This is a genomic window from Rathayibacter sp. AY1B6, assembly GCF_002932755.1.
GTDB lineage: Bacteria > Actinomycetota > Actinomycetes > Actinomycetales > Microbacteriaceae > Rathayibacter.
Window position 1 is genome coordinate 24,553 of sequence record NZ_PSWL01000034.1, and the last position, 10,829, is coordinate 35,381.

Here is a 10,829-nt window from a genome sequence, read left to right on the forward strand (position 1 = left end):
CCCTACTTGAACGTCCGCTTGACGGCGTTGTTCGACGGCGTCGGATCAGCGGCGGCGGTCGACACCCTGGCGTCGATCGTCGTGGCCGCCGGCCGGTCGACCAGCGTCACCGAGTAGGTGATGCTCCGCCCGACCGAGACGCTCGGCGCGGTCCAGGTGAGGACCGTCGTGCCCGCGACCGAGCCCTTCGTCTGCACGGCGCCGGGCGCGCTCGCCACCGTGCCGCTGACGACGACGCGGCTGGTCGTCGCCGCCGCGTCCCGGGTGCCGGTGTTCCGGACCGTGATCGTGCCCGAGAGCGGGGCCGTCGCCGAGAGGCCCGGCGCCGGCGCCAGCGTCAGCGTCAGGTCGGCGCGGGTGGAGGACTTCACCTGCAGCGATTGCGTCACCGAGGTCGCGGCGAGCCACGTGGAGTCGCCCGCCTGAGTGGCCCGGACCGTGCAGCTCGCCGCGCCGGTCAGCCGCACCGTCGCCGTGCCTGCGCCGGTCGCGGACACTGTGCAGCTGCCGCTCGCGTACAGCTTGACGGGGAGGCCCGAGGTCGCCGAGGCCGCGACCGGGTACGCGACGCCCTTCTCCGGCGAGGACGGCATCGACGTCGAGAAGGAGACCTTCTGCGCCTTCTTCTTCACCGGCACGACCGCGGAGACCGCGATCGACTGGGTCGCCCGGGGCGCCGCGTCGTGCGTGGCGTCGCCGGCCTGATCGGCGGTGACCGTGCAGGTGCCGGAGCCGCTGAAGGTCACGACGCCGCTCGCGAGCGAGCACGCGCCCGTGGCGCCGATCGTGACGGGCAGGCCGGAGGAGCCGCCCGCCGCGGTCGGCGTGTAGCGGCCGCCCGCGATCGCCGTGCTCGGAGCCTCGGAGGTGAAGGCGACCGTCTGCAGCGCCTTCCCGATCGGGAAGGTCCGCACGACCTGCTCCGCGGGCGCGTGAGCGTCGTCGCCCGCCTGATCCAGCGTCAGCGTGCAGGTGCCGACCGAGTCGTAGGACACCGTGCCGTCCTCGCCGAGCGAGCAGGAGTCGGAGGCGTCGAGCACCGGATCGGCGCTCGACGGGCCCCGGACGATCGCCGGGGTCCAGGAGCCGCCGATCCGGGCGTCCGTCGGAGCGGCGTCGCGGAACGTGACGGTGCCCTCGGCGGCGCCGACCTCGACGGCCTGCGAGATCTGCGGAGCCGCGGTGTGCCGCTCGTCCCCGGCCTGATCCGCGGTCACCGTGCAGGTGCCGGAGCGGGTGAAGGTCACCACGCCGTCCGCGACCGTGCAGGACCCGGCCGCTCCGAGCACCACGGGGGCGCTGGATGCGCCGGCCGTCACGACGGGCGTGTAGGAGCCTCCCGCGACCGCCGCGTCGGGGACCGGCGACGTGAACGCCAGCGTCTGGCCGAGGGCGCCGATCGCGAAGGTCCGGACGGCCTGCGGAGCGGCGCCGTAGCGCGAGTCGCCCGCCTGGTCGAGCGTCAGCGTGCAGGTGCCGACGGAGTCGTAGGACACGACTCCCGCGGTCGCCGAGCAGGCTCCGGAGGCGGTCAGCACCGGACGCGCGGTGGAGGGCCCGGCGACGATCCGCGGGGTGGTCGTCCCGCCGACCGTCGCGCCGGTCGGCGCGGTGCCGCCGAAGGAGACGGTGCCCGCGAGCAGTCCGACCGCGATCACCTGCGAGATCCGCTCCGCCGGGGCGTAGCGGCTGTCGCCCGTCTGGTCGGCGGTCACCGTGCAGGTGCCCGATCCGGTGAAGGTGACGACCCCGTTCGTGAGCGCGCAGGGCCCGGAGGCTCCGAGCACCACGGGCCGCCCGGAGGCTCCGCCGGTCGCGGTCGGGCGGTAGGTGCCGCCCGCGAGCGCCGAGTCCGGCGCCTGCGAGGTGAAGGCCACGGTCTGCGCGATCCGGGTGATCTCGAAGCTGCGCACGGCCGTCGGCGCCGCGCTGTGGCGGGTGTCTCCCGCCTGGTCCAGCGTCAGCGTGCAGGTGCCCGCGGAGTCGTAGGAGACCAGTCGGAAGGGGCCGACGGAGCAGGCGCCGGAGGCCGTCAGCACCGGAGGAGCGCTGGAGGGGCCGGCGACGACGACGGCGGTCGAGGAGCCACCGACCCGGGCCGCGGTCGGAGCATCGCCGCCGAACGCGACGGTGCCCGCGAGCTGCGAGACGGCGACGGTCTGCGAGACCTGCGCCGCCGCCGCGTAGCGCCCGTCGCCCGCCTGGTCCGCCGTGACGGTGCAGGTGCCGCTGCCGGCGAAGGTGACGACGCCGTCCGCGAGCGTGCAGGCGCCGGTCGCTCCGATCGTCACGGGGAGCCCGGAGGCGCCGCCCGTCGCGGTCGGAGTGAGCGTGTCGCCGGACGTCGCCGTCGACGGCGCGGTCGAGGTGAAGGCGACCGTCTGCGCGATCGCGGTGATCTCGAAGGTCTGGACCGCCCGCGCCGTGCCGTAGGTGTCGTCGCGGTAGTGGATCGCCGTCAGCGTGCAGGTGCCTGCGGAGTCGAACCGGACGGCGCCGTTCTCGCCGTCGGAGCAGGCGCCGGCGACGCCGAGCACCGAGGGGCCGGAGGACGGGCCGCGCGTGAAGGTGGGAGTGAAGGATCCGCCGACCTTCGCGTCGGTCGGAACGGCGGTCGTGAACGCCACGGAGCCGGGCGCGTAGCCGACCTCGACCTCCTGCACGGCGGGCCGGGCACTGTCGTACTGCCGATTGCCGTTCTGGTAGGCGAAGACGCCGCAGACGCCCTTCGTGGTGAAGGTGACCACGCCGTCCTTCGCCGAGCAGGTCGCTGTCGTGATGAGGAACGGAGCGATGCCGGAGGCGCCGCCCTCGATCACCGGGCGGTACGTGTCTCCGAGGACGGCGCCGACCGGAGGCGCGCTCGTGATCCGGACCGTCTGCGGGAGGAAGTAGATCGAGTACTGCTGCTCCGCGTGCCGTGCGGGCCAGTAGCCGTCTCCGGGCTGGTCGAGGGACAGCACGCAGAGCCCGGCTCCGTCGTTCCGCACGGTCACGCCGTCGGGCAGGATCGAGCAGTCGCGGCTCGCGGAGAGCACCGGCACGCCCTTCGACGGGCCGGGCACGATCGTCGGCCGGTACGTCTCGAGCGACATCGCGTGCGAGGGGGAGTCGCTCCCGAAGGAGAGGTTCCCCTCGGGGGTTCCCACCGTGATGACCTGCCGGACCTGCGCAGCGGCGTCGTGCCGATCGTCCGCGGCCTGGTCGATCTTCACCGTGCAGGTGCCGTCGCCGAAGAACGTCACCACGTCGTCCGCAATGGTGCAGTTGCCGTTCTCGATCACCGTGATCACGAGCGGGTTGCCCGAGCCGCCGCCGGTCGCCTCGACCGTGTACCGGTCGTCGGTGAACACCCGGTCGGGCGGAGTCGAGGTGACGACGATGGTCTGGGGGATGCGCGAGATCGGGACGAAGCGCACCAGGCCCTCGGCGGCCGCGTACACGTCGTCGCCGGGCTGGTCGAACTGCACGCCGCAGGTCGAGGGCTCGGTGTAGGTCAGGATCTGCGCACCCGTCGCGTCAGGGGCGACGGTGCAGCCGAAGAAGGTCCTCACGAGCACCGGCAGACCCGAGCTCGAGGTCGCCGTGGCGACGCCGGTCGACTCCAGCACGCCGGTCTTCGGCACGGCGACCGTCAGCGTCTGCGACGCCTTCGCGACCTCGAGATCGAAGGAGGCGCGCCCCGCGGTGTAGTGGTCGTCGCCGGCCTGATCCGCGGTCACGGTGCAGGTGCCGCTGCGGGTGAAGGTCACGACGCCGTCGGTGATCGTGCAGGATCCGGTCGCTCCGATCGAGACGGGGCTCCCGGAGCCGCCGCCGGTGGCCGTCGGGGTGAAGGTGCCCAGCGCCGTCGGCGCCGTCGGCCGCGAGGAGGTGAAGGCGACCGTCTGAGAGAACTTCTGGACGGTGATCCGGAACGAGGAGGTGCCGGTGTTGCCGGCCTCGTCGTCCGCGGTGCAGTCGACCGTCGTCTCGCCGATCGGGAAGACGCTCCCCGAGGCGGGCGTGCAGGTCGAGCCCACGGCTCCGTCGACGGCGTCCTTCGCGGAGGAGGCGAAGGTGACGACGGCGCCGGAGACGTCGGTCGGCTCGGCCGCCACGGCGGCGGGCACGGTCACGACGGGGGCCGAGCGGTCGGCCAGTGCGAAGGTGCCGGAGACCGAGCGGAGGGTGTAGTTCGGCCCCGCGTCGCCTCCGTCGCACCGCGTGACGTAGTCGCCGACGGGCGTGCGCGCGCCGACCGTCACCTTCTCGGTGCCGTCCGCCGTGTAGTAGGCGCCGGTCGGCTCGGTGACGAACCGGTCGGTGCCTGCGAAGCCGTCGGCCGTGCAGGTGAGCGTCGGGGCGGTCGCGGTGCCGTGCGCCTGCGTCCCGGGGCTCGACGCGGTCACCGTGAGGGGCGCCGGGGAGATCGTGAGCGCGCCGTCGATGGTGATCAGCTGTCCCGAGGGGTTCGTCAGGCCGGAGCAGCGCGTGGGGTAGCGGCCGACGGGGGTCGTCGCGGAGAGCGCCAGCGGCGTCCTGAAGGCGGTGTCGGACGCCGCGTAGGCGCCGCAGGACACGGTCCCCGAGGGGGAGCCGGTCACGGAGGCGGTGATCGCAGGGGGAGTGGATCCGTAGGTCGACGAGGGCGAGGAGGCGGTCACCATCGGGACGGCCGCGACGATGCGCAGCGCGCCGTCCTTGTACCCCGCGACCGTGTAGTCGCTGCTGACCTTCGCGCCGCTGCACCGCGTCGTGAAGGTGGTGAAGGTGGAGGTGGCCCAGTTCGGGATCAAACGGTAGATGACGTCGTCCGCCGTGACGATCGGTCGGTAGACGCCCGCACTGAGCGGGGTGCCGAAGGTGTCGGAGCCGACGAAGGCGGCCGTGCAGCGCAGGTCGGGGGCCGGCGCGCCGCGCGGGTAGTCGACGGTCGGGGCGGTCACCGTGAGCGCCTTCGGCTTCGCCGTGAAGCTCTGCAGGGGCTCGCCCGCCCAGCCCAGAGGAGCGAGGGAGTCGAGCCTCGCGGCGAGCGTGCAGACGCCGGCGTGGAGCACGGTCACCCTCATGCCGCTGACGGAGCAGGTCTCGGCGGTCCTGCTGCTCAGGACGATGGAGCGGCCGGGCACGTCGACGGCCTGCGCGTAGGGGCTCGCGTCGAAGGAGTCGCCGTACGTCTTCTGCGGGAGCGTCGACAGGTCGAACCGCACACCGCCCACCGCCACGGTGGCCGGCTCGCTCCGGACGCTGCCGCCGCAGGTGGTCAGGGTCGCCCGATAGCGGTACGAGCCGGTGAGATCGGGGCCGGCCTCGAGGAACGCGGTCCCGTCGTCCCGGACCGCGGCCCGACCGAGCGCGGGCTTCCACGTGGCGCCGCCGTCCGTGGATCTCTCCCAGGACACGGCGGGGACGCCGCCGTAGACGGCGGAGACGCTCACGCCCATCGTCAGCGTGTAGATCTGGTTGGTGACGCCCGCGATGTCCGCGGGCTGCCGGGTGATGACGGGTGTCGCAGCGCACGCCCGCACCTCGTGGCGCAGGGCGGGAAGCGCCGACCAGCTCCCGCGTCCCGCCTCGGCGGGGGTGATGGTGTCGGGGTAGTGCGCGCGGATCTCGTTCCAGCCCTGCGGGATGTCCCTCGTGCTCAGCACGCCGACGCCGTTCGCGTCGAGGGTCACCCTGCTGGTGCCCGCGCCGGTGAGGATCTCGACCGTGCCGCCGGCGGCGACCGGCCGGCCCAGGCTCGGGATGGTCACCGTCGCGGTGACGGTGACCTCCTGCCCGAGCGTGGAGAAGTCGGGGGTCCGCGTCACGGTCACGGCGGTGTCGTACACCGGAGCGACCACGGGGTCGGCCGCCGTCGGGCCGGCCGTCTGCGAGATCTTCGTCACGCTCGGGTGCACGTAGCTCGAGCCGCCGCCGCCCGCGCCGGGGTCGTACATGACGCCGAGGGTGTCGTTCATGCTGCCGAACACGTACGGCGATCCGCCACCGCCGCCGTACCACCAGCCGGCCCCGCCGCCGCCGCCGCTGTGGCCGGGGAACGAGCAGTTGCCGCCGCCGCCGCGGGAGGATCCGGCGTCGGCGCCCTTGCCGTCGTTGAGGAACACGCCCCACTGGCCGTTGTTGCCGTCGGCGCACTCGCCGAAGGTGCTGTACCCGCGGGCGCCGGGGGAGCCGCCCGAGCTCTGGCCGGCCGCCCCGCCGCCGCCGCCGTCCGCCGCGTCGTTCCTGCCGCCGTTCCCGCCGCCTCTCGCACCGCTGCCCGCGTCGGCGTCGCCTCCGACCGAGGACCGGCCGCCGCCGCCTCCGCCGCCCGCAGCCACGGCGAGGGCGTGCTGACAGCCGTCCGAGCCGGCCGTGGTGAGGTACTGGGCGTCGCCGCCGGCGCCGCCGGAATCGCCCGAGTAGATGCCGCCGTTCACGTAGCGCGTGGCGCCGGCCGCTCCGGCCGGGGCGCCGGCGAGGCGTCCGATCTTCAGCACCTGCCCGGGCGTGACGGGCACTTCCACGACGAGGCTGGAGCCGCGTCCGCCGGCGTTGCCCGTCCCGAGGCCGCTCGCGCCCTTCCCGCCGTTCTGGCCGCTGAGGACCGCGCGGACCGTCGACACCCCGGTCGCGGGGACGGTGTACTCCGACACCGCCGAGATCTTCGGAGAGGAGAAGCACGCGGTGCTGAAGACCGGCGCGGCGGAGGCGGCCGGCGCGGCCACGACGCTGAGTCCTGCGCCCGCCACGAGCACGGCCGCGGCGACGAGGGAACGGAGGAAGGACTGGCGCATGTGCTGCTACTCCCGGCTGCTGCCGGGAGCGGGCGCCCGCGGTCGGCTCAGAGTAGGGCGCCCGGAACCGCCGAGGACAGCGCAAGATACACGAACGCCCTGCTCGGGGGGTACCGACGACCACTTCTGCCGGAACCTCCCAGGAAGTCCTGGTGCTCGGAACCGCTGAGCCTCGCCGGAGACCGGGACGCTGTTGCGGCCTCCGCCCGGCTCGCGTAACCTAGCGAAGTTGCGTGCATCTGCACGCGCTTGCGTGCTGCCCGTCGGGCGGGAGCTCCGGCCCCCGCTGAACGGCCGGGCGGTGCGCCGACAAGTGACCTTGGGTGGGTCGGGCGAGGCCTCGTGCCGCGCGTGGTCCACGGTAACCACACATGGAGGAAACCATGGCAGCAGTCTGCCAGGTGACCGGAGCCGTCCCCGGCTTCGGGCACGCCATCTCGCACTCGCACCGGCGCACCAAGCGCCGCTTCGACCCGAACGTGCAGAAGAAGACGTACTACGTGCCGTCGCTTCGCCGTAACGTCACCCTGACCCTCTCGGCCAAGGGCATCAAGGTCATCGACGCCCGTGGCATCGAGTCCGTCGTCAAGGATGTTCTCGCTCGCGGGGTGAAGATCTAATGGCCAAGCAGCAGGACGTCCGTCCGATCATCAAGCTCCGTTCGACGGCCGGCACCGGTTACACCTACGTGACCAAGAAGAACCGCCGCAACGACCCCGACCGTCTCGTGCTCAAGAAGTACGACCCCGTAGTGCGCAAGCACGTCGACTTCCGCGAGGAGCGCTAAGTATGGCCAAGAAGAGCAAGATCGCCCGCAACGAGCAGCGCAAGGTGATCGTGGACCGCTACGCCGCCAAGCGCCTCGAGCTGAAGAAGGCCCTGGTCGACCCGGCCGGGACCGACGAGACCCGCGAGGCCGCCCGCGTCGGCCTCCAGAAGCTCCCCCGCAACGCCTCGCCCGTCCGCGTCCGCTCGCGCGACGCCGTCGACGGCCGTCCCCGCGGCAACCTCACGAAGTTCGGCATCTCGCGTGTCCGCTTCCGTGACATGGCGCACCGCGGCGAGCTGCCCGGCATCACCAAGTCCAGCTGGTGACCGAGCGCCGCTAGCAGCGCGACCGACGAAGGCCCGTGATCTCTCGGATCGCGGGCCTTCGTCGTCCTCCGACGGACGTAAAATGTCCGGATGACCGACTCCAGCCTGCCCACCGTCGCCGAGATCGCGGCGCTCATCGACCACGCGATCCTGAAGCCCGAGCTCACCCGCGCCGACGTCGACGCCCAGCTCGACGAGGCGCGCGCGTCCGGCGTGTTCAGCGTCTGCGTCCGCCCCTCCGACATCGCCCACTCGGTCGCCCGGCTCGAGGGCTCCGGCGTCCTGGTCGGCACGGTCATCGGCTTCCCCCACGGCACCACCTCCACCGCGGCGAAGGTCGCGGAGTCGCGTCAGGCGCTCGCCGACGGCGCGTCCGAGCTCGACATGGTGGTCAACATCGGCCGCCTCCGCAGCGGCCTGCTCCAGGACGTCGAGGACGACGTCCGCGCCGTGGTCGAGGCCGCCGAGGGCCACGTCGTCAAGGTCATCCTCGAGACGAGCCTCCTCGACGACGAGCAGGTCGTCGAGGGCAGCCGGGCCGCCGAGCGCGCCGGAGCGGACTTCGTGAAGACCGCCACCGGCTTCGCGGGCGGCGGAGCGAACGAGCACGACCTCCGCCTCATGCGCGGCGCCGTCTCCGAGGCCGTCCAGGTGAAGGCGTCCGGCGGCGTCCGCGACCTCGACACGCTCCTCGCCTACCGCGAGCTCGGCGTCACCCGCTTCGGCACCAGCGGCTCCGCGACCATCCTCGGCGACCTCGCCGCGCGGCATTCGGGCGACTCCTCCGCGGCACGTGTCGACTCCGCCTCCTACTGACGGAGCGGCCGACGAGGGCCGCACCGCACCCGCCGACCGGATGACGCCGGTGCGCCTGCGCCCGGGCCGCGCCGGACGGTGGGCGGAGCGGACCCGCCGCCCCCTCGACGAGATCGCCCGCGCTCTCAAGGAGCGCGTCTACGCGACCTTCACGGGCCTGGCCGTGGTGATGATCTACCTCGTCGGCGACCACCCCGACGCGGTCCACGCCCTCCAGAGCCTCGTGATCTCGATCATCGGGATCTCGGCCGCGGGCTTCGTCGCCGAGGTGATCGCGCACCAGGTCGTGCACGCCTCGGCGCCCTCGCGCTCCGAGACGCAGACCATGCTGCGGATCGCGGGCGGAGCGCTCGCCTCGGCGTCGCTGCCGGTCCTCGCGCTCGGAGCCGCGGCGCTGGGCTGGATCGACGCGACGATCGCGCTGCGGATCGGCGCGGGCGTCTACGTCGTCACACTCGCGGGGATCGCCCTCATCGCCGTCGTGCGCGCGGGCCTCTCCCGGAAGGAGAGCATCGTCTCGCTGCTCGGGATCGTGGGCCTCGGCGTGCTGGTCGTCGGCGTGCTCGCGCTCGCGCACTGAGCGGCCGGCGCCGCCGCGCGTAGGCTCGGACGGATGACGTCACGCACCAGGGTCGAGCTCGGCCGCCGCGAGGACCTCGGCGCCGACTGCGCGAACTGCTTCGGCCTGTGCTGCGTGGCCCTCGCCTTCGCCCGCTCCGCCGACTTCCCGTTCGACAAACGGGCCGGGGACCCGTGCGTGAACCTCGACGGCGAGGACGCCTGCACGATCCACCGCCGGCTCCGGCCGCAGGGGTTCGTCGGCTGCACGGTCTTCGACTGCTTCGGTGCCGGCCAGAAGGTCTCGCAGCAGACGTTCGGCGGCGTCTCCTGGCGGTCGGACCCGGCCGTGCGCGAGCGGATGTTCGCGGTGTTCCCGCTGATGCGCCGCCTTCACGAGCTGCTCTGGTACCTCGACTCCGCACTGGCGCTGCCCGGCGTCGGCGCGCCGCTCCTCGACGAGCTCCGCGAGAGGTTCGACGCGGTGCACGCGCACACCCTCGGCGAGCCGGAGCAGGTGGCCGCGGTCGACGTCGACGCGGAGTACGGAGCGTCCCGGCCGCTCCTGATCGCCGCGAGCAGGGCCGCTCGCGCAGGAGCGGCGCCGGCTGCGCGCCGGTCGACGGGCCGTCGGCTCGCTCCGGGAGCGGATCTGGCGGGCGCGGTGCTCCGGAACGCGGACCTGCGGGGAGCGGATCTGCGGGGGGCGCTCCTCCTCGCCGCGGATCTGCGGGGAGCGGATCTGCAGCGGTGCGATCTGCTCGGGGTGGACCTGCGCGACGCGGACGTGTCCGGTGCCCGGCTCGCCGAGGCGGTCTACCTCACCCAGGCACAGGTGAACAGCGCCCGAGGGGATGCGGCGACCACGCTGCCCTCGCACTTCGAGCGCCCGACGCACTGGGGCGGCTGAGCCGATCCGCGGGTCAGAGGCTGCGGGGGCCGCCCAGCGACTCGTCGCCGCCCTCGTCGTCGAAGCCGAGGCCCTCGACCACCTCGCGGCCGAGGAGGTGCGCACCGCTCCAGCCCTCGATGACGCACCGGGGGAACGCCTCACGGTCCGGGGATCCGAGCCAGGCGGCCGCGGCCTCGCGGGCCCACGCCTCCGAGGCGTACACGCCGATGATCTCGGTGCGGTCGTCCCACGGCGTCGCGGTCGAGAGCACGAAGTGGTCACCGTTCACGATCGGGTCTCCTCCGGCTCTCGGGCTTCAGCGACCCCGTGGGAGTGCGGGACCGGACCGGACGCTACCCGCGGGCGGGGGAGCGCGTTACCGGGGTCGACACGAGCGCGGATGAAGGCTACGGGAACGTCGGGCGCGGCGCGATCACCCGATGGTCCCACGGAGGCGGGCGTTCAGCCCACCCAGAGCGGTCGCGATCTCGTTCTCGTCACTTCCGGGGAGGAGAGCACCGCCCTGCTCGAGGCCGTGGCGCAGGGCCTCGATCTCCTCAGGGGGGAGGCCGCCGCTGTCGAGGAGGGCCTGGAGGGCGGCGAGGATGCCGACGAGGGCGACGGCGTCGTCCAGGTCGAGGGGGCGGACGCAGGACTTCTCCATGTCATCGCTCCTGTTCGGGTCGGGGGATCGGGTCGGGGGC

9 protein-coding genes are annotated in these 10,829 nt (G+C 73.5%); 6 read left to right on the plus strand and 3 right to left on the minus strand.

The window, feature by feature from the left end; all coding sequences use genetic code 11:
• Window positions 1–2: 2 nt before the first annotated feature.
• Window positions 3–6,764 carry an HYR domain-containing protein gene (locus C5D08_RS15390; RefSeq protein ID WP_104277767.1) on the minus strand — a complete coding sequence of 2,254 codons (6,762 nt, stop codon included), beginning with the start codon at window positions 6,762–6,764 and terminating at the stop codon, window positions 3–5.
• Between the two features lie 383 nt (window positions 6,765–7,147).
• On the opposite strand from C5D08_RS15390, the gene rpmB reads away from it, so the two are divergent.
• From rpmB to C5D08_RS15420, 6 genes are all read left to right on the plus strand, one after another.
• Window positions 7,148–7,384 carry a 50S ribosomal protein L28 gene (rpmB, locus tag C5D08_RS15395; protein WP_056038148.1) on the plus strand — a complete coding sequence of 79 codons (237 nt, stop codon included), beginning with the start codon at window positions 7,148–7,150 and terminating at the stop codon, window positions 7,382–7,384.
• Complete coding sequence (gene rpmG / locus C5D08_RS15400; RefSeq protein WP_027692168.1) at window positions 7,384–7,551, plus strand: 50S ribosomal protein L33; 168 nt, start codon at window positions 7,384–7,386, stop codon at window positions 7,549–7,551. The genes rpmB and rpmG overlap by 1 nt, the downstream gene beginning before the upstream one ends.
• Window positions 7,552–7,553: 2 nt before the next feature.
• Complete coding sequence (rpsN, locus tag C5D08_RS15405) at window positions 7,554–7,859, plus strand: 30S ribosomal protein S14 (RefSeq protein ID WP_104225107.1); 306 nt, start codon at window positions 7,554–7,556, stop codon at window positions 7,857–7,859.
• Between the two features lie 90 nt (window positions 7,860–7,949).
• Window positions 7,950–8,675, plus strand: a complete 726-nt coding sequence (gene deoC / locus C5D08_RS15410; RefSeq protein ID WP_181110246.1) for a deoxyribose-phosphate aldolase — start codon at window positions 7,950–7,952, stop codon at window positions 8,673–8,675.
• Window positions 8,653–9,255, plus strand: a complete 603-nt coding sequence (locus C5D08_RS15415; RefSeq protein WP_146082574.1) for a hypothetical protein — start codon at window positions 8,653–8,655, stop codon at window positions 9,253–9,255. Before deoC ends, C5D08_RS15415 begins: the two co-directional genes overlap by 23 nt.
• Before the next feature lie 33 nt (window positions 9,256–9,288).
• Window positions 9,289–10,143, plus strand: coding sequence for a pentapeptide repeat-containing protein (locus C5D08_RS15420; RefSeq protein WP_104277769.1), 855 nt, complete (start codon window positions 9,289–9,291; stop codon window positions 10,141–10,143).
• 13 nt (window positions 10,144–10,156) lie between these two features.
• Here C5D08_RS15420 and C5D08_RS15425 read toward each other — a convergent pair whose 3' ends face one another.
• Both C5D08_RS15425 and C5D08_RS15430 read right to left on the minus strand, forming a co-directional pair.
• Window positions 10,157–10,414, minus strand: coding sequence for a hypothetical protein (locus tag C5D08_RS15425; RefSeq protein ID WP_104277770.1), 258 nt, complete (start codon window positions 10,412–10,414; stop codon window positions 10,157–10,159).
• A gap of 144 nt (window positions 10,415–10,558) precedes the next feature.
• Window positions 10,559–10,829: hypothetical protein (locus C5D08_RS15430; RefSeq protein WP_219815188.1), on the minus strand; the 271-nt coding region annotated here is incomplete at its 5' end.